This window comes from Methylocella silvestris, assembly GCF_002891535.1.
GTDB classification, from domain to species: Bacteria; Pseudomonadota; Alphaproteobacteria; order Rhizobiales; family Beijerinckiaceae; genus Methylocapsa; species Methylocapsa silvestris_A.
This window is the reverse complement of sequence record NZ_PDZR01000005.1, coordinates 107885-127079: the sequence shown is the minus strand read 5'-3', so window position 1 is coordinate 127079 and position 19195 is coordinate 107885. Positions and strand designations below refer to the sequence as shown.

The window sequence follows — 19195 nt, the reverse complement described above, 5'->3', positions numbered from 1 at the left end:
GCGCGTGAGCGAAAATCTGTTCGATATCGTCGGCGTCAATCCAGCCGCCGAAGAGTTTCGCTCCCTGCTGGAGGCGCCGGGCGTAAGAATCGAGCGCATCGTCTCGCATGGGCAGGCGAGCCCGCCCGGATTCTGGTACGAGCAGGCGCGCGCCGAATGGGTGCTGCTTCTTGTGGGAGCGGCGGGGCTTCGCTTCGCCGATGAGGACGAGGTCCGCCGCCTCGCTCCGGGCGATCATCTTTTCATTGCGGCGCTGCGCAAGCATCGCGTCGAATGGACCGCCGCCGGCGCGGCGACGATCTGGCTCGCCGTCCATTTCGGCTGAACAGGTTGCGCAAACATGCGCGCGCCGCGCAGAAAGTTGATTTGATGGAGCAACTCGACGTCGCCGCCGGCTCGGCCCCCGCGCAAACCCTGGCGCGGCGCGGCTGGCGCGCGCCGCTCGCCCTGAAATTCGCCTTGCGTGATCTGCGCGGCGGCCTGTCGGGCTTTGTTATTTTTCTCGGCTGCATCGCCGTCGGCGTCGCCGCAATCACCGGCGTCGGCTCGCTGTCGCTGTCGCTGAAGGACGGCCTCGCGCGCGAAGGCGGCGCGATCCTTGGCGGCGACGTCTCCTTCGATCTCGCCCAACGCGAGGCGAGCGGGGCTGAGCGCGCCTTTCTTGCCGGAGCGGGCCGCGTCTCCAGCGTCGTCCTGATGCGGGCCATGGCGCGTCCAGCCGGCCAGCCTGGCGGCGAAGCTGGCAATGTGGCGATGGTCGAAATCAAGGCGATCGATGGTCTTTATCCGCTTGCGGGGACGATCGGTCTTGAGCCGGCGACCCCGCTTGCCGACGCGCTGTCCGAGCGGGACGGCGTCTTTGGCGTCGCCGTCGATCAGGCCCTCGCGCCGCGTCTTGGCGTTTCGTCCGGGGAGGAAATCCGGATCGGGCAGGGCCGCTACCAGCTTCGCGCAATGCTGACGAAAGAGCCGGATCAACTTGCCGGGGGCGTTGGCTTCGGACCGCGCGTGCTGATGAGCGAAGCGGGACTGCGCGCGAGCGGCCTTTTGCAACCGGGCGCGCTCGCCCATTTCGTCTATCGCGTCGCGCTTGGACAGGCAGAGACGCCGGCGCCGGACGCCGCCGTCGAGGCTTTCGCCGACCGCGCCCGCGCGGAGGTTCCGGGCGCAGGCTGGGAAATTCGCACGCGCAAAAACATCTCGCCGCAGTTTTCCCGCAACCTCGATCGTTTCACGCAATTTCTGACGCTGGTCGGCCTCTCGTCGCTGATCGTCGGCGGCGTTGGCGTCGCCAATGCGGTCCGCACCTATGTCGCGCGCAAGCGCACGACGATTGCGATCCTGAAATCGCTCGGCGCCAGCGGGTCGCGCGTTTTCGCCGTGATGCTTATCGAGATCATGCTCGTCGCCTTGATCGGCGTCGCGCTGGGGGCCGTCGTCGGCGCTCTTCTGCCCTATGTCGCCGCCGCCGCCTTCGGCGATCTGCTGCCGTTCCCGCTCGCGCCCGCGATCCATCCAAGGCCAATGTTAGAGGGCGCGCTCTATGGGCTTTTGACCGCGCTCGCCTTCGCCGCCCTGCCGCTCGGGCTCGCCCATGACGTCCCCGCACAGGCGATTTTTCGCGACGCGATCGAGATCGTCGCAAGCCGGCCGCGCGCGCGCTATATCGCCATCGCTTTCGCGGCGGCCGCTGCGCTGCTCGCCTCGGCCCTGATCCTTGCCGGCGACCGCAAGCTCACGCTGATCTATGCCGGCGCGACGCTCGCCGCGCTGGCGGCGCTGCGGCTCGTCGCCTTCCTGATCATGCGGATCGCGCGCAAGCTGCCGCGCGCGCGATGGCTGCCGCTGCGCCTCGCCATCGCCAATATTTATCGCCCCGGCGCCCTGACGCCGTCCGTCGTATTGTCGCTTGGCCTTGGCCTCGCGCTGCTCGTCGCCCTGGTGCTGATTGACAATAATATCCGGGGCGAATTGAAAACGGCGGGCGCGGGCGAGGCGCCAAGCTTCTTCTTTCTCGATGTGCCGAGCGCGCGCGCCGATGAATTTTCGCAATTCGTCAAGCAGAAAGCGCCGGACGGCAAGCTTGCGCTCGTGCCGATGCTGCGCGGCCGCATCGTCGAACTGAAAGGCGTCGCGGCGGAAAAAGCGCAGCCGAAGGAGAGCGCCGCCTGGGCGCTCCAGGGCGATCGCGGGATCACCTTCGCCGATGCGCCGCCGCAGGGCTCGACGCTGGTCAAAGGCGAATGGTGGCCGAAGGATTACGCCGGAGCGCCCTTGATTTCCCTTGAAAGCCAGATCGCCGACGGCCTCGGGCTGAAAATCGGCGACGACATCGCCGTCAATGTGCTGGGCCGGATCATCACCGGCAAGGTGGCGAACATCCGCAAAGTCGACTGGCGGGTGATCGGCATCAATTTCGTGCTGGTGTTCTCTCCAAACACCTTTGCCGGCGCGCCCTATAATGATCTTGCGACGCTCTCGCTGCCGGGCGCCGGGCCGGCGCGCGAGATGGCTCTCGCCCGCGACGTCGCCGCGGCTTTTCCGGCGATCACCAGCGTGCGGGTCAAGGATGCGCTGGAATCGGCGGCCGCGATCGTGTCGCAGCTCGCCAGCGCGGTGCGCGGCGCCTCGAGCGTGGCGCTGGTGGCCGCCATCCTGGTGCTCGCCGGCGCCGTCGCGGCCGGGCAGCAGGCGCGCATCCATGACGCCGTCGTGCTGAAAACCCTCGGAGCGACACGCGGCCGGCTGCTGACCGCTTTTGTCGCCGAATATGCTCTCATCGGCTTCGCGACGGCGTTGTTTGGCGCCGCCGCCGGAACGGCGGCGGCCTATGGGATCGCCAAATCCGTGATGAGCATCGATTTCACCTTCTTCTGGCCGCAGGCGCTGGGAGCGGCGGCGGCGGCGCTGCTTTTCACCGTCCTGCTCGGATTGGTCGGAACCTGGCGCATTCTCGGCCGCAAGGCTGCGCCCTATCTGCGCGATTTATAGGGCGGCGCGGAATTTGCGAGAATGCTTGTCTTCTTGTTCTTTAAGTATTTTCCTATCGCGAACGTTTTGGTGAGGCGATCCAGGATTCTCGTGTCTGGCGCAGGCCCCGCATGGCGCAAACCTTAAGTATTGTTCATGTTACACTCTCTTGTACGCCCTTCGCCACTAGGCCATATTGCAGCTACGACCGCCTTCGTTGGCGGCAGCAGGAGGCGCCGTCGCCTCGCTAACTTTCAGAGGAATCTCATGTCCGACTTTGACCGCAACGCAAGCGCCCGCTGGGGTCAGGGCGTCGCGCGGGCCGGCCGCGCCGAAATTGATCAGGGCCTTCGCACCTATATGCTGGGCGTTTACAACAACATGATGGTCGGCCTCGCGCTGACCGGTCTTGTCGCGCTCGGCGTCAACATGCTTGCTGTTGCAGGCGATTCTTCGCAAGCGGTGGCCCAGATGGGCCGCATTCCGCTGACCGCCTTCGGCGCGACGCTTTACGGCAGCCCGCTCAAATATGTCGTGATGCTGGCCCCGCTGGCTTTCGTGCTGTTCTTCTCGTTCCGAATCAATCAGATGTCGGCGTCTTCGGCGCGCATCATGTTCTTCGCCTTCGCGGCGGCGATGGGCCTGTCGATGTCGTCGATCCTGCTGGTTTATACCGGCGCGTCGGTCACGCGGGCCTTCTTCGTCACCGCCGCAGCGTTCGGCGGATTGAGCCTTTACGGATATACGACCAAGCGCGACCTCTCGGCGATGGGTTCGTTCCTCGTGATGGGCCTCATCGGTCTCGTTATCGCGAGCGTCGTGAACATATTTGTCCAGAGCACGGCGTTCCAGTTTGGCCTGTCGATCCTCTCGGTTCTGATCTTCTCGGGTCTGACCGCCTGGGATACGCAGGCGATCAAGGAAATGTATTACGAGGGCGACGGCTACGAGGTCGCGACCAAGAAATCGATCAACGGCGCGCTGATGCTGTATCTCGATTTCATCAATATCTTCCAGTCGCTTCTCTTCCTCAGCGGCGACCGCAACAGCTAAGTATTCTGTGACATGATAGGGAGAAGGCTCCGCTCAGGCGGGGCCTTCTTTCATTTTGGCTTCCGCTCAGCTGGAGACCAGCCGCAGCCGCTTGTCGAGAACGGCAAGGACGCGGCGCAGATCGCCGCCGCGCTTCAGCACCAGTCCCCCGGTCGCGACGACCGCATAGGCGCCCTGCTTCCTGGCGAGCTTCGGCGTCTTCTCGATCCGGTAAAGGGCGCATTCGCAGGCGCGGCGGTAGACCGAGAATATCGCTTTCTGCGCGGTGAAATCGACCGCATAGTCGCGCCATTCGCCTTCGGCCACCTTGCGGCCGTAGAGGTTCAGGATCTCGCGCAATTCGGACCGGTCGAAGGAAACGGGCGCTTGAGTTTGCGGCGCCGCGCGGAACGCGAGCGCAGGAGCCCGCATCTCGGCTGCCGGATTTGCCTCTTCGGAGGTCTCCAAATCGCTCATGCCGTTTTCTGTTTTTCGCCCCGATGTGGCATCATTGCGCGCCGTTCCGCCTTCATCAAGGGCTTTTCTGACGGTTTCGCGACAGAGCGAGCGGTCTCTGTCGCCCTTGGCCGCTCTTGCGCGAGAGCTAAGCAAAGGCGATATCTGCGGCTTGGAGCGAGCCGCTAGCCTCTTGGCGAAGGAGCGGCGGGCGGGTCGTTCGCAAACGCATTTACAGCGCGTCGCGGGCCGGCGAGGATCGGCTCCGAAGCGCGCGAAAAATTCCTGGAGCATCCTGTTCAAATGACCGAAGCCGCTGGACAATCCCAAGCATTTCAAGCCGACGTCGCAAGGCTGCTGCACCTCATGGTGCATTCGATCTATTCCGATCGCGACATTTTCCTGCGCGAGCTTTTGTCCAACGCCGCCGACGCCTGCGAAAAGCTGCGCTACGAAGCCCTGGCGAATGCCGAATTCGCCGCGGCGCCGTTCAAAATCCTGATCGCGCTCGATAAGGAAGCCGGCGTCCTCAGCGTTGAGGACAATGGCGTCGGCATGACCCGCGAGGAGCTGGCCGATTCGCTTGGCACCATCGCGCGCTCGGGCACGCGGGCTTTTCTAGACCGGCTCGGCGCGCGGCCGGAGTCGGCGGAGGCCGGCGACGATGCGGAAGCGCCGGAGACGGAAGCCGGCGCGGAAAAAAATCCGCATGTCGATCTCATCGGCCAGTTCGGCATCGGCTTTTATTCGGCCTTCATGGTCGCCGACCGCGTCGACGTCTATTCGCGCCGCGCCGGCTCGAATGAAGCCTTTGTCTGGAGCTCCGATGGCAAGGGCGCTTTTACCATCGCGCCGCTCGTCCTCGATCAGGCGCCCGAGCACGGAACGCGCGTCGCGCTCCATATCAATGACGCTTCCAAGGAATACCTCGACCCTTACAAGATCGAGCAGATCGTGCGCGAACATTCGAGCGCGCTCGCGGCGCCGATCGATCTCGTCGAAAGCCCAGGCGCCGAGCCGCGCCGCCTCAGCGACGGGCAGGCGCTCTGGACCAAGCCGAAAAGCGCGATCAAGCCCGAAGAATACGCCGATTTCTACCACACGATTTCCGGCCAGTTCGACGAGCCCGCGCTGACCGTCCATTGGCGCGCGGAGGGACGGCACGAATATACGGTGCTGGCCTTCGTGCCTTCCTCCCGGCCGTTCGACCTGTTCAATCCCGAGCGCCATGGCCGCGGCAAGCTCTATGTGCGCCACGTCCTCATCAGCGATGACGCCGAGATCCTGCCGAGATGGCTGCGTTTCGTGCGCATTGTCGTCGATTCGGCCGATCTGCCCCTGAACGTCTCGCGCGAGATGATCCAGGAAAGCCCGGTGTTTGGCGCGATCAAGAAGGCGGTCGCCAATCGCCTCTTGCAGGAGTTGGTGAAGCTCTCGGAAAGCGATCCGGCAAAATTCGCCGAGGTGTGGGAACATTTCGGCGTCGTTCTCAAGGAGGGCCTCTATGAGAGCCCGGAGAAGCGCGCCGCCTTGTTTGATCTCGCGCGCTTTGCCAGCTCGACCCATCCCGAGGGCGCTCGCACGCTGAAGGAATACGTCGCCGGCCTCAAGGAAAACCAGACCGCGATCTATTATCTGCTGGGCGATGATCTGAAGCGCCTCGCGGCGAGCCCGCAGCTCGAGGGTTTTGCGGCGCGGGGCGTTGAGGTTTTGTTGCTGCCCGATCCGATCGACGCCTTCTGGGTTGGAACGGCGGCGGGCTATGACGGCAAGCCATTCAAATCAGTCACGCAGGGCGCGGCTGATATCGCTTCCATCCCGCGTCTTGACGCCAAGGCCGACGCCGAGCCGGAGACGAAGCAGCCGGCCAATCTCGCCGTTCTGTTCGCGCTGATGAAGCAGACGCTGGAAGGCGCCGTCGAGGAAGTGCGCGCCTCCGAGCGGTTGGCGCAAAGTCCGGCCTGCCTGATCGCGCCGGACCGCGGCCCCGACCGCCGGCTCGAACAATTGCTGGCCGAGCACGGCCAGCTCGGCGCGGCGACCAAGCCCATCCTCGAGATCAATCCAAAGCATCCCCTGATCGAGGCGCTCGCGGGGCTGATCGGATCGTCCGACAAGCAGAAGATCGAGGATATTACCTGGCTGATTTTCGACGAGGCGCGGCTGATGGAAGGCGAGAAGCCGCAGAATGCGTCGGATTTCGCCGCGCGGCTAACGCGCATCCTCATTGAGGCGGCGGCGCGGCCGGCGGCGTGAGCGGCGCGCGCGAGGCGCCTCAGCGTATGACGCGGCCGCCCGGCTTCGACGCAAGGACGCCGCGCGATCGGGCGCGACGCATCCTTGCCGGCGCCCTTGTCGAGGCGGGCGTTTCATCGGCCGATCTTGACGCCCGGCTGCTTGTTTGCGCCGCGAGCGGCATCGACCATGCCGGGCTGCTGCGCGATCCTGGCGCGCTGCTCGGCGCGTGCGGCGCGCAAGCGCTCGAACGCATGGCGGCGCGGCGGCTCGCCCGCGAGCCGGTCTCGCGCATCCTCGGCGCGCGTGAATTTTGGGGCGCGCGCTTTGATCTCGGCCCCGCGGCTCTCGACCCGAGGGCGGACACCGAAACGCTGGTCGAGGCCGTGCTCGACGTTGTCGGCGCCGATACGGGCAGGGACTGGCGCATCCTCGATCTTGGCGTCGGCTCCGGCGCACTTCTTTGCGCGCTGCTCGCCAGCCTGCCGAACGCTTTCGGGGTCGGCGTCGATCTCGCGCCGGCCGCTTGCGCGATCGCGGATAAGAATCTCGCTGCGCAGGGGCTGCAAGGCCGGGGCAAGCTCATCTGCGCAGATTGGGCCGCTCCGCTGGAGGGGCGGAGTTCGGCGCGCTTCGACATCATCGTCTCCAATCCGCCCTATATTTCGCGCGGGGATATTGCTCGTCTCGAGCCGGAGGTGCGCATCTACGATCCACTGCTTGCGCTCGATGGCGGCGAAGACGGTCTCGACGCCTATCGGGCGATCATTCCAGCCGCGGCGCGGCTGCTCGCGCCGGATGGCCTCGTCGCGCTTGAGATCGGTCAAGGGCAGGGCAAGGACGTCGACGCTCTGCTTCGGGAAGCTTCCTTTTCGGCGCGCAATTTCAGACTTGACCTCGGCGGCGTCGAACGTATTATCCTCGCCAAATTCGCCTGAGACCTGACTCGGCGCGCTGAGCGGGACGCTCCTTGGCGGAGATAATTTCCGGACCTATTTCTGCAAAAGCGCTTGGCGTTTCAGGCGAAAGCGGCTAGTTTCACCAAATAAGGATTGCCTTTTCGCTTATGTAAAGCTGCGGTCAGCGTCGAGATGTCGTCGTCTTCGCCCGATACGCGGTGTGTGAAATAGGTTAGTCCGTTTCCGGCAAAGCTGAGACGCTCGGCTAAACCGAGGTAAACGTCCCAAAGCTCCAAGATCCTGTTGCTCCAGGATCGAAGATTGATGCCGCGAAATTTCGCGAGTATCGCTACCGGCTGGAGAGCCAAGACATCAGCTTGCGCCATTGCTCTTTGGCTTAATGGTTCGATAAGGACCGAAAACGACGTTGCTTTGGCGACGGTCGGGGGTTGCGGCTACGGCGCCACTCAAGGATCATCGATGAGACCTGGACAGAACAACAAACAACGCATGCGTGGCCGGCCGAACAATAATCGCAAAGGTCCCAATCCGCTGACGCGCTCCTATGAGTCGAGCGGTCCCGACGTCAAGATTCGCGGCACCGCCCACCATATCGGCGAGAAATATCTGCAGCTTGCCCGCGACGCCCAATCGTCGGGCGACCCCGTCACTGCGGAAAGCTATCTGCAGCACGCCGAACATTATTTCCGCCTGATCGCGCTCGCTCAGGCGCAGCAGCAGGGATCTGGCTATCAACGGCAGCCCGGCGACGCCCTGGCGGAGGAGATCGACGGCGATGATGATTTCGCCGCCCTGCCGGATCGGTTCGCCTCGCCGATCGAGCGTTTCCCCGCGCCGCAGCCGGCATTTGCGCCGCAGCCGCCGCCGGGCGGTGGCCCGCAGCCCGTGGCCGACCGGCCTTTCTACCCGACCAACGGCCAGGATCGGCAGCCGCAAGGACCGCGCGTTGCGCCTTATCAGGAGAGACAGCAGCAAGAGCCGCGCGCCTATGCCGAACGCTCCCCTCAGGACCGCCAGGATCGCAGCGGCGGGCAGGAGCGATACAGCCAGCCGGAACAGCGCGGCCCGAGAGATCTGTCGCGCAACCAGCCCGGCTCGCCCGATCAGGACAATCGCACTTCCCGTCGCGGCCGCGAGTTTCGCAGCGATCTTCCCCGCGACTCACGGGCCGAACGGGCGCCCGTCGAAGAGGTTCAGCCGAACGGGCTGCCGGCCTTCATAACGGCCCCGGTGCGCCAGCCCTCCGAGACGCTGCCCGAATCGCTCGATCCGACCGTGGCGCTCGACAGTCTCGTTCCGATCAGCGAGGACCGCGTCGAGGTCGACCGCGAATCGAATGGATTTCACCTGCGTCCGCGCCGCCGCCGCCGCAGCAAGGCCGAAATGGCGATCGATCAGGCGAACGAGGCGCATGATTCCAACGACGAACAATCGAGCGCCAAGGATCCTGTCGGAGACTGAGGGCATCGGGTTTCTCGCTTTCGCCGCTATGCAACGTTTCGGTAGCGTCCCTGCCGCCTCGTTCAAATCGTCGGTGAACCCCGTCATCTGTCTTGCGTTGGACTACGCGCCGTTGTTTCGTCTGGCGCGAAGGCCAAACAGGTGAGTGATGAGAACAAGAATTGCGATTGCCGCTGCGGCGATTTCCATTTCGCTGACAGCTTTCGAGGCGCAGGCGTTTCCGGCTCCGCCGTCTCCTATGCCGTCGCTTTCCGAGGTGACGCAGGCGCGCGCCGGCTGCGGGCCGGGGTGGGCGCGGGACCGCTGGGGTCATTGCCGTCCGATCCGGCGGGTCGCGCCGGGGCCGCGCTGCTGGTGGCAGCATGGGCCGTGGGGATCGCGGCGCGTCTGCCGCTAGCGAACGCTCGGTCGGAGCCTCTTCGGGCGGCTCCGAATCGATCTGATCGTTCAGGTTGCGCCCAACAATGAATAGGTCGCGCGGCGCCCGGGCCAAACCGCTGCGCGGCAAATTTGTCTGGCCGAGTTTTAGCCGGGATAACGGGCAAAACCCTTCCGCCTACGCTTTTCTTTCCTACATTTGACAAAGAACACAGCCCCGGTCGCGGGGCCCAGTCAAGTCAAGCCGTGGGGTCGCCGACAGGGGCGTCACAGGCGGGGGAGATACAACAATGAATTTTGAAAAATATACGGAGAGGGCGCGCGGATTTGTCCAGAGCGCGCAATCCCTTGCGATGCGCGAGGGCAATCAGCAGTTCACGCCCGAGCATCTGCTGAAAGTGCTGCTCGATGACGAGCAGGGGCTGTCCGCTGGCCTGATCGACAAGGCGGGCGGACGTTCGCGCGACGCGCTCACCGCGACCGAACTGGCGCTCGCCAAATTGCCAAAGGTCGAGGGCTCCGGCGCGGGACAGGTCTATATCACGCCGACGCTGGCCCGGCTGTTCGACAATGCCGAGAAGATCGCCGAAAAGGCCGGCGATTCCTACGTCACCGTCGAGCGGTTGCTGCTCGCGCTGGCGATGGAGAAAAACTCTGAAGCCGGGAAGATTCTCGAGCGCGCCGGCGCTACCCCGCAAAATCTCAACAAGGCGATCGAGGAACTGCGCAAGGGCCGCACCGCCGACAATGCGACGGCCGAAAACGCCTATGACGCTTTGAAAAAATACACCCGCGACCTCACCGAGGCGGCGCGGGCAGGCAAGCTCGATCCGGTGATCGGCCGCGATGAGGAAATCCGTCGCACCATTCAGGTGCTCTCGCGGCGCACCAAGAACAATCCGGTGCTGATCGGCGAGCCCGGCGTCGGCAAGACGGCGATCGTCGAGGGTCTTGCGTTGCGCATTGTCAATGGCGACGTGCCGGAGAGCCTGCGCGACAAGAAACTGCTTGCGCTCGACATGGGCTCGCTCATCGCGGGCGCGAAATATCGCGGCGAGTTCGAGGAGCGGCTGAAGGGCATTTTGACCGAAGTCACCTCGGCGGCCGGCGGCATCATCCTGTTCATTGACGAGATGCACACGCTGGTCGGGGCCGGCAAGGCCGATGGCGCGATGGACGCCTCCAATCTCCTGAAGCCGGCGCTGGCGCGCGGCGAGCTGCATTGCGTCGGCGCGACGACGCTCGACGAATATCGCAAACATGTCGAGAAGGACGCCGCGCTGGCGCGACGCTTCCAGCCGGTCTTCGTCTCCGAGCCGACGGTCGCCGACACCATCTCGATCCTGCGCGGCCTCAAGGAGAAATATGAGCTGCACCATGGCGTGCGCATCACTGACGCGGCGATCGTCGCGGCGGCGACGCTGTCGCATCGCTATATCGCCGACCGTTTTCTGCCGGACAAGGCCATCGACCTGATCGACGAGGCGAGCGCGCGGCTGCGCATGGCGATCGATTCGAAGCCGGAAGAACTCGACGAGTTCGACCGCCGTATCATCCAGCTCAAGATCGAGCAGGAGGCGCTGAAGAAGGAGACCGATTCGGCGTCAAAGGACCGGCTGCTCAAGCTCGAAGGCGAACTCGCCGATCTCGAGGAGAAATCGGCCGCGCTTACCTCGCGCTGGCGCGCCGAGAAGGACAAGCTTGGCTCCGAGCAGAAATTCAAGGAGCAGCTTGAGGCGGCCCGTACCGAGCTGGCGCAGGCGCAGCGGCGCGGCGAATATCAGCGCGCCGGCGAACTGACCTATGGCGTCATTCCCGAGCTTGAGCGCAAGCTGGCCGAAGTTGAATCGAAGCGCGCCGGCGTTCTCGTCGAGGAGGCGGTGACGCCGGAGCATATCGCGCAGGTTGTCTCCCGCTGGACCGGCATCCCGGTCGACAAGATGCTGGAGGGCGAGCGCGAAAAGCTGCTCAACATGGAAACCTCCCTCTCCGCCCGCGTCGTCGGGCAGGAGGAGGCGGTCAAGGCCGTCTCAACGGCGGTCCGGCGCGCGCGCGCCGGATTGCAGGACCCCAATCGCCCGATTGGCTCCTTCATGTTCCTCGGGCCGACGGGCGTCGGCAAAACAGAACTCACCAAGGCGCTCGCCGCTTTCCTGTTTGACGACGAGAATGCGCTGCTGCGCATCGATATGTCCGAATATATGGAAAAGCACTCGGTCGCGCGGCTGATCGGCGCGCCTCCCGGCTATGTCGGCTATGAGGAGGGCGGCGCCCTGACCGAGGCGGTGCGGCGGCGGCCATACCAGGTCGTGCTGTTCGACGAGATCGAGAAGGCGCATCCGGATGTTTTCAACATCCTGCTCCAGGTGCTCGATGACGGGCGCCTCACGGACGGGCAGGGGCGGACGGTCGATTTCCGAAATGTGCTGATCATCATGACCTCGAACCTTGGCTCCGAATTCCTCGTGCTGCAAAAGGATGGAGAGGATTCGAGCGCCGTGCATTCGGAGGTGATGCAGGTGGTCAGGGCTCATTTCCGGCCGGAGTTTTTAAACCGCGTCGACGAGATCATTCTGTTCCACCGGCTGCGCCGGCAGGATATGGGCGCGATCGTCGACATCCAGCTGAAGCGGCTCGACAAGCTTCTTGAGGATCGCAAGATCACGCTCGAGCTGACGTCGCAGGCGCGCGACTGGCTGGCCGAAAAGGGCTATGACCCCGCCTATGGCGCGCGGCCGCTGAAGCGGGTGATCCAGAAGGCGCTGCAGGATCCGCTCGCCGAGGCGATTTTGTCCGGCAAAATCCATGACGGCGAGCAGGTGCGGATCGGCGCCGATGAGAAGGGGCTGCTCATCGGCGAGGACGCGATCCGGGCGGCGGCTTAGGAGCTGGCGGCCCGCGTTGTATCGCGGCCTTCATCCTTGAGGAGCGCCTTAACAGGCGCTCCTGGAAGGATGGGCTCAGCCGTGGCGGCAAACGCCTTCGTATCCTGAGTCCTGCCGAAGGCCGAGACGATCGCTGCGCGATCGCCTTGCCCATGAGGGCTTCACGCGGAGGCCCCGGTCGAAATCGATCAATTCCGCGCTAAAATAAGGCGTTGTTCAGCCTCAACGGCGGCGTCGAGCCAAACGTCGTGTTAACAATCATCCCCTGAAATTTACTTAAGCTTTGCCTTTCTAACTGGCGCGATCTTTCGGCTCAAGCCGCAAACCCGACGGGCCGGACGTTTCTCGTGTCGTTTTGGCCGTTTCCGCTCAAATTCGCTGCTCCAGATTTCGCGCGAAATCAAGATGTGGAGAGGGCGCTAAAATCGCCTAAAATCCATTAAAAAACATGACCTTCGCTGGCGCTTGGTCTATAAGAAAGCAACCGCTGCGCCCGGCTTTGGCGGGTCGCGTGAAATTCCTGCAAAATCAACGGAAAGTCTCTCTCATCCATGGTTGAACCCGCAGCCGCGTCGCCGGCCTTCATCCCCGCCGAGGCGGAAGCCTACTATGGCGCCGACTCGATCAAGGTTCTGCGCGGCCTCGACGCGGTCCGTAAACGCCCGGGCATGTATATCGGCGACACCGACGACGGTTCGGGCCTGCATCACATGGTCTATGAGGTCGTCGACAACGCCATCGACGAGGCGCTTGCCGGCCATGCGACCCGCGTCACGGTGACGCTCAACGCCGACGGCTCCGTCACCGTGACCGATGACGGCCGCGGCATCCCGACCGACATTCATAGCGAGGAAGGCGTTTCCGCCGCCGAGGTCATCATGACCCAGCTGCATGCGGGCGGAAAATTCGACCAGAACTCCTACAAAGTATCGGGCGGCCTGCATGGCGTCGGCGTTTCCGTCGTCAACGCCCTGTCAAGCTGGCTGAAGCTGCGCATCTGGCGCGACGGCAAGGAACATCTGATCGAATTTGCCCTTGGCGACGCGGTGACGCCGCTCAAGGTGACGGGGCCGGCGCCGACCCACGACGGCAAGCCGAAGCGCGGTACCGAGGTGACCTTTCAGGCCTCGCCCGAGACCTTCACCAAGATCGACTATGATTTCGCGACGATCGAGCACCGCTTGCGCGAACTCGCCTTCTTGAATTCGGGCGTGCGCATCGAGCTGACCGACGCGCGCGGCGCCGAGGTTCGCTCGGAGACGCTCTATTATGAAGGCGGGCTCGAGGCTTTCGTGCGCTATCTCGACCGCGCCAAAACGCCGCTCATCGCCAAGCCCATTCTGATCAAGGGCGAGCGGGAGGCCATCACCGTCGAAGTCGCGCTCTGGTGGAACGATTCCTACCATGAGAATGTGCTGCCCTTCACGAACAACATTCCACAGCGCGACGGCGGCACTCATCTTGCCGCCTTTCGCGGCGCGCTGACGCGGCAGATGACCGGCTATGCCGAGCGCTCCGGCCTCCTGAAACGCGAAAAGGTGGAGCTTACCGGCGACGACTGCCGCGAGGGCCTGACCTGCGTCCTCTCGGTCAAGGTGCCTGACCCAAAATTCTCCTCACAGACCAAGGAGAAGCTTGTGTCTTCGGAGGTGCGGCCTGCGGTCGAGGGGCTGGTCAATGAAATGCTCGGCTCCTGGCTCGAGGAGCATCCGCAGGAGGCCCGCACCGTTGTCGGCAAGGTCATCGAGGCTGGTCAGGCGCGAGAGGCGGCGCGCAAGGCGCGCGAGCTCACCCGCCGCAAGGGCGCGCTCGACATCTCGAACCTTCCCGGCAAGCTCGCCGACTGTCAGGAGCGCGATCCGGCCAAATCCGAACTGTTTCTCGTCGAGGGCGATTCCGCCGGCGGCTCGGCCAAGCAGGGCCGCAACCGTGAATATCAGGCGGTGCTTCCCTTGCGCGGAAAAATCCTCAATGTGGAGCGCGCCCGCTTCGACAAGATGCTGTCCAGCCAGGAGATCGGCACGTTGATCACGGCGCTCGGCACCGGCATTGGCCGCGACGATTTCAACGTCGAGAAGCTGCGCTACCACAAGATCATCATCATGACCGACGCCGACGTCGACGGCTCGCATATCCGCACGCTGCTGCTGACCTTCTTCTTTCGGCAGATGCGCGAGCTGATCGAGCGCGGCCATCTCTTCATCGCGCAGCCGCCACTCTACAAGGTCAAGCGCGGCGGGTCCGAGCAATATCTGAAGGATGAGCGCGCGCGCGAGGATTACCTCATCGGCAACGGGCTTGAGGGCGCCGTGCTGCGGCTCGCCGACGGCGTCGAACGCTCCGGCGCGGATCTCCGCGCCATCGTCGAGGAGGCGCGCACCGTCCGGCACGCGCTGAGCGCGACGCACTCGCGCTATGACCGCGCCGTCGTCGAACAGGCGGCGATCGCCGGGGCGCTGCGGCCGATCGGCCCCGAGGACGAGGCGGGCGCCGAGGCGATCGCCTCGGAGATCGCCGCGCGGCTCGACGCGCTGGCCGATGATATGGAGCGCGGCTGGAGCGGCCGCGTCGTCAATGGCGGTTATGTGTTCAGCCGGCTGGTGCGCGGCGTGCGGCAGGCTGCGACGCTCGACGCCGGACTGCTCGCCTCCAGCGAGGCGCGCCGTCTCAACGAACATGCAGCTTCGCTGCATGACGTGTTTGCGCTGCCGGCGATTTTTCTGCGCCGGGCCGATGAGGTTCAGGCCTCGGGGCCTGGCGAGCTTTTGAGCGCCGTGATGGCGGCGGGCCAGAAGGGCATCTCGCAGATGCAGCGCTACAAGGGGCTCGGCGAGATGAACCCGGAGCAGCTCTGGGAGACGACGCTTGATCGCGATGCGCGTTCGCTGTTGCAGGTCAAGATCAAGGAAGGCGACGACGCCGACGATATTTTTGTGAAACTGATGGGCGACGTCGTCGAGCCGCGCCGCGAATTCATTCAGGAGAATGCGCTGAGCGTGTCGAACTTGGACGTTTAGAAGCCGCTCCGCCCTGAAGGCTGCAGCGGCGCACTTTCGGATCCGGAAAATGCGCCTACATAACTGGCTGTCATTAGGACCCTGGCGTGGAGCGCAGCGCATGGATGTGAAAACTTTTCCGGTCACCCATACCGAAGAAGAATGGCGTAAGATTCTTGACCCCGAGCAGTACCGCATCATGCGCGGCCATGGCACCGAGCCGGCCGGAAGCTGCGCGCTGAACTACGAGAAGCGCGCGGGCGTTTTTTCCTGCGCCGGCTGCGACCAGAAGCTTTTCGCCTCGCACGGCAAATTCGAGAGCGGCACCGGCTGGCCAAGCTTTAACGATCCGCTGCCCGGCGCTGTCGAGACCTCGGAAGACCGCAGCTACGGCATGCGCCGGACCGAGTGCCATTGCAGTCGCTGCGGCAGCCATCTTGGCCATGTTTTTCCCGACGGTCCGCCGCCCACGGGCCTGCGCTATTGCATCAATGGCGTGGCGATGAATTTTACGCCCGAATGAGCGGGCCTCACGGAATATAAACCGCCTCAATGACCTTGAGCTGTTTGCCCATCGGGTCGGCCTCCATGCGTACGACCTCGGCCATCAGCTTGTCGCGGAACTTGTAGGCGCGGCGCCAGCCGTCCTCGCTTGTCGGGGGCCAGGGCGTGAAGGTCTTCTTGTCGACCATCATGGCCTCGCAGCGCAGCCGCGGGCCGGTGATGTTGCGGGCGATGATATACATGCGCGCTCCTCGGGATGGCGCGATCCGCAGGACGGCGCAAACCCCGCGCCGCCATCGCCGGCAAAGCATAATCTCGCCTTGCGCGCCGGTAAACGTCTAACTCAGCGCCTCGCGCGAGGGAAAATGAGGCGCAAGGGTTCCACTTTTCCGCGCCATGCTCTAATGGCGAGGGACCAAAATCGCTCCCCCCACCCGCGGATATCTTCTCATGGCGGCACAGATTGACGGCCCGCGCCTTGCGGCGAAATCGCGAACGGCCAAGCAACTCGTCGTTTTTCTGCATGGGTACGGCGCCGACGGCAATGATCTGATCGAACTTGCGCGGCAATGGCAGCCTTTCATGCCAGACGCCGCCTTCGCCTCGCCGCATGCGCCCGACCCTTGCGTGCAGGCGCCGGGCGGCCGGCAATGGTTTCCCCTGACGATGCGCGATCCGCAGGAGCGCTGGGCCGGCGTCAACAAGGCGGCGCCGGGCCTCCAGGCTTTCCTCGACGCCGAGCTCGAGCGCCACAAACTGGATGATTCGAAGCTCGCGCTCGTCGGGTTCAGCCAAGGGACGATGATGGCGCTTCATGTCGGTCTTCGCCGCGCCCGCTCGCCCGCCGCCATCCTCGGCTATTCGGGGGAGGTCGTCGGTCCGGAGCATCTGCAAGAAGCCGTCGCCGCCAAGGGGATGAAGCCGCCGTCGATCCTGCTGGTTCATGGCAGCGAAGACGACGTCATTTCGCCCGAGGCCCTGTTTTTGTCGGCGGAGGCGCTGTCCGGCGCCAATGTCCCGTGCCAATGGCATTTTTCGTCGGGTCTCGGTCATGGCATCGATGGCCCGGGGCTGAAGCACGGCGGCCTTTTTCTGGCCAGCAGCTTCAAGATCGAGATCGACCCGGCTATCCGCGGTCGAATCTAAATCGGCTGCGCGTCGAGATGGGCGCGCCAACGGGGTCGGCTGCCGGCGCGAATTGCGGCAAAGCCTCCTGGGCGCGCTGCGTCGCCGGCACCGGGCGATACAGCTGCTTCGTCGCCTCGACGATCAGAACGCCAGCTCCCGGCAGGCCGAAGAAGGCGCCGATCTTCTCGAAGATGACGCCGGCGCGCAGCAGCGTTTTATGGCGGAACGGCGGCGCATAAAGCGCCTCGGTCCAATGCGTCGGGGAAAACAGCGTGTCGCGCATCAAGTCGCGCAGCTGGCTGCGGGAGAACGGCTGGCCGTGCCCGAACGGCGTGCGGTCGAGACGCGCCCAGAGGCCGGACCGGCTTGGCGCGACGATGATGACCCGCCCGCCGGGCGTAAGGACGCGCCAGATCTCGGTCAGAAGCTCCCGCGGATGCTCGGTCGTTTCGAGGCCGTGGATCAGAATCGCCCGGTCGATCGAAGAGTCCGGCAGCGGCATCGCGATGGTTTCCACCAGCGCCGACGCGCAGCAGGCGGCGGCCGGCCAGTGGACGACCCCCTGCTGCGCTGGCATGAAGGCGAGCACGCGCACCGCCTCGTCGCGAAAGACGCCAAGATAAGGCGTGGCGTAGCCGACCCCGAGGATCGAATATCCCGCGCAGTTGGAAAACCGCTCCCGCACGATGCGCGCAATCAGCCGCCGCGCGAGATCGCCCGCGAGCGAATCATAGAAGGAGCGCAGATCGATGACATCGAGCGACATGGCCTGCCGGGCGTAAGAGATCCTGGGCAAAAGCCCGCCCGCGATCATCAGCCCTGGCTCGCGAAAAATAAACCCTTACCCTTTGAGCGCGCAGAGCTTGCGCACATTCTATGGCGATCAACCCGGTCCCTGCGGTTTGATGTCGAAGACAGGCGTGGCAAACTCACGCCGCAGCATGGGAACGCGCGCAGGACAGCACGCGCAGGAAAGCAAGCAATGGCGCCCCACATCCATCAATTCATCTGCCTCAGCGATAATTTCGGCGTGCTTGTGCATGATCCCGAGACGCGCGCCACCGCTGCGATCGACGCGCCCGACGGCGCGCCGATTCTCGCCGCGCTCGCCGCGCGCGAGTGGGAGCTGACCGACATTCTCCTCACTCATCACCATGCGGACCATGTCCAGGGAGTCGGAGCGCTCAAAACCGCCTTCCCGAAGGCGCGCGTGGTCGGACCGCTGAAGGAGGCCGAAAAGATCGGCGGCCTCGATCTCAAGGTCGGCGAGGGCGATCTCATTATGGTCGGCTCGCTCGCAGCCCGCGTGATGACGCTTCCAGGTCACACCAGCGGGCATGTCGCCTATTGGTTCGCGGAGGAGGATCTTGCCTTCGTCGGGGACACCCTCTTTGCGATGGGGTGCGGCCGGGCGTTCGAGGAGCCGCCGGACGTGCTGTTTCATTCGCTCTCGCGGCTCGCCGCCCTGCCAGACGAGACGCAGGTTTATTGCGGCCACGAATATACGCTCGCCAACGCCAAATTCGCGCTTTCGGTCGAACCCGGCAACACGCTTCTCAAAGAACGCGCCGCCGAGGTCGCGGCGCTGCGCGCCGCCGGCAAATTCACACTGCCAACGACGATCTCGATCGAGCTTGCGACCAATCCATTCCTGCGCGCCGAGGAGCCTGAGCTTCAGGCCGCAGTCGGTATGCCGGGCGCCGATCCGGCTGCGGTATTCGCGATGCTGCGCGAGCGCAAGAACCGCGCATGAGCGGGCGCGCCCCGACCGATTGCGAGGCTGCGGGCGCCGATGAAATCATCGCGCGGCTTGACCTCTCGCGTCATCCCGAGGGCGGCTGGTACAAGGAGACGTTTCGCGATCAGGCGACAGACGCGTCCGGGCGGGCCGCCTCGACGCTGATCTACTTCCTGCTTAAGGCGGGCGAGGTGTCGAACTGGCACAGAATCGACGCCGCGGAGATCTGGCATTTTTATGCCGGCGCGCCGCTGGCCCTCAGCCTTTCACAAAGCGGCGAAACGGTCGGCCGTCATATTCTCGGCCGGGATCTTTTCAGGGGCGAGCGGCCGCAGCTGGTCGCGCCTGGACGCTGGTGGCAGAGCGCGGCGAGCCTTGGGCGATGGACTTTGGTCGGATGTTCCGTCGCGCCGGGATTTGAATTCGCCCGCTTCGAGCTTGCGCCAAAGGGATGGCGGCCTGCGGGCGGCGCGGCGTAATCGATTCCGATTG

The 19195-nt window shown here is 64.5% G+C and carries 17 protein-coding genes; 13 read left to right on the top strand and 4 right to left on the bottom strand.

The features are described 5' to 3' along the window. The first annotated feature begins 4 nt into the window (after window positions 1-4). The 3 genes from CR492_RS07110 (at window position 5) to CR492_RS07100 (ending at window position 4023) form a co-directional block, all read left to right on the top strand. Window positions 5-325: a cupin gene (locus CR492_RS07110; RefSeq protein ID WP_102843041.1), complete on the top strand. Its 321-nt coding sequence runs from the start codon at window positions 5-7 to the stop codon at window positions 323-325. Window positions 326-369: 44 nt separating this feature from the next. Beyond that, on the top strand, window positions 370-2991 hold the full coding sequence (locus CR492_RS07105; RefSeq protein WP_102843089.1) for an ABC transporter permease: 2622 nt from the start codon (window positions 370-372) through the stop codon (window positions 2989-2991). A 246-nt stretch (window positions 2992-3237) separates the two neighbouring features. Further along, window positions 3238-4023: a Bax inhibitor-1/YccA family protein gene (locus CR492_RS07100; RefSeq protein WP_102843040.1), complete on the top strand. Its 786-nt coding sequence runs from the start codon at window positions 3238-3240 to the stop codon at window positions 4021-4023. Window positions 4024-4089: 66 nt separating this feature from the next. Here CR492_RS07100 and CR492_RS07095 read toward each other — a convergent pair whose 3' ends face one another. Next, window positions 4090-4479: a DUF2794 domain-containing protein gene (locus tag CR492_RS07095; RefSeq protein WP_102843088.1), complete on the bottom strand. Its 390-nt coding sequence runs from the start codon at window positions 4477-4479 to the stop codon at window positions 4090-4092. Between the two features lie 282 nt (window positions 4480-4761). Between CR492_RS07095 and htpG the strand changes: the two genes are divergently transcribed. Further along, on the top strand, window positions 4762-6714 hold the full coding sequence (htpG, locus tag CR492_RS07090; RefSeq protein WP_102843039.1) for a molecular chaperone HtpG: 1953 nt from the start codon (window positions 4762-4764) through the stop codon (window positions 6712-6714). 26 nt (window positions 6715-6740) lie between these two features. Next, window positions 6741-7631, top strand: a complete 891-nt coding sequence (prmC, locus tag CR492_RS07085) for a peptide chain release factor N(5)-glutamine methyltransferase (protein WP_102843087.1) — start codon at window positions 6741-6743, stop codon at window positions 7629-7631. A gap of 80 nt (window positions 7632-7711) precedes the next feature. Here prmC and CR492_RS07080 read toward each other — a convergent pair whose 3' ends face one another. Next, complete coding sequence (locus CR492_RS07080; RefSeq protein ID WP_102843038.1) at window positions 7712-7978, bottom strand: hypothetical protein; 267 nt, start codon at window positions 7976-7978, stop codon at window positions 7712-7714. Window positions 7979-8072: 94 nt separating this feature from the next. On the opposite strand from CR492_RS07080, the gene CR492_RS07075 reads away from it, so the two are divergent. The 5 genes from CR492_RS07075 (at window position 8073) to msrB (ending at window position 15856) form a co-directional block, all read left to right on the top strand. Beyond that, window positions 8073-9074: a DUF4167 domain-containing protein gene (locus tag CR492_RS07075; protein ID WP_102843037.1), complete on the top strand. Its 1002-nt coding sequence runs from the start codon at window positions 8073-8075 to the stop codon at window positions 9072-9074. Window positions 9075-9222: 148 nt separating this feature from the next. Further along, on the top strand, window positions 9223-9471 hold the full coding sequence (locus CR492_RS21490) for a GCG_CRPN prefix-to-repeats domain-containing protein (protein ID WP_102843086.1): 249 nt from the start codon (window positions 9223-9225) through the stop codon (window positions 9469-9471). Window positions 9472-9742: 271 nt separating this feature from the next. After that, entirely contained in the window at window positions 9743-12337 is a 2595-nt protein-coding gene (gene clpB, locus CR492_RS07065) for an ATP-dependent chaperone ClpB (protein WP_102843036.1), read from the top strand. Between the two features lie 551 nt (window positions 12338-12888). After that, window positions 12889-15354, top strand: a complete 2466-nt coding sequence (gene gyrB, locus CR492_RS07060) for a DNA topoisomerase (ATP-hydrolyzing) subunit B (RefSeq protein WP_102843035.1) — start codon at window positions 12889-12891, stop codon at window positions 15352-15354. A gap of 100 nt (window positions 15355-15454) precedes the next feature. After that, entirely contained in the window at window positions 15455-15856 is a 402-nt protein-coding gene (msrB, locus tag CR492_RS07055) for a peptide-methionine (R)-S-oxide reductase MsrB (protein WP_102843034.1), read from the top strand. Between the two features lie 7 nt (window positions 15857-15863). Here the strand turns inward: msrB and CR492_RS07050 are convergent, their stop codons facing one another. Further along, window positions 15864-16079 (bottom strand): hypothetical protein, encoded by a 216-nt coding sequence (locus tag CR492_RS07050; protein WP_102843033.1) that lies wholly within the window; start codon window positions 16077-16079, stop codon window positions 15864-15866. Window positions 16080-16287: 208 nt separating this feature from the next. Between CR492_RS07050 and CR492_RS07045 the strand changes: the two genes are divergently transcribed. Then, the gene (locus tag CR492_RS07045; protein ID WP_102843032.1) at window positions 16288-16983 is read left to right on the top strand and encodes an alpha/beta hydrolase; all 696 of its coding nucleotides are present in this window, start codon (window positions 16288-16290) and stop codon (window positions 16981-16983) included. On the opposite strand, the gene CR492_RS07040 is transcribed toward CR492_RS07045, so the two are convergent. Then, a complete protein-coding gene (locus CR492_RS07040) occupies window positions 16964-17731 on the bottom strand; it encodes a class I SAM-dependent methyltransferase (protein WP_102843085.1) in 768 nt (255 codons plus the stop codon). The two genes, CR492_RS07045 and CR492_RS07040, sit on opposite strands and share 20 nt — an antisense overlap. 216 nt (window positions 17732-17947) lie before the next feature. Here CR492_RS07040 and gloB point away from each other — a divergent pair, with 216 nt between their 5' ends. Further along, on the top strand, window positions 17948-18718 hold the full coding sequence (gene gloB / locus CR492_RS07035; RefSeq protein ID WP_102843031.1) for a hydroxyacylglutathione hydrolase: 771 nt from the start codon (window positions 17948-17950) through the stop codon (window positions 18716-18718). Then, window positions 18715-19182, top strand: coding sequence for a cupin domain-containing protein (locus CR492_RS07030; protein WP_102843030.1), 468 nt, complete (start codon window positions 18715-18717; stop codon window positions 19180-19182). Before gloB ends, CR492_RS07030 begins: the two co-directional genes overlap by 4 nt. The last annotated feature ends 13 nt before the right edge of the window (window positions 19183-19195 follow it).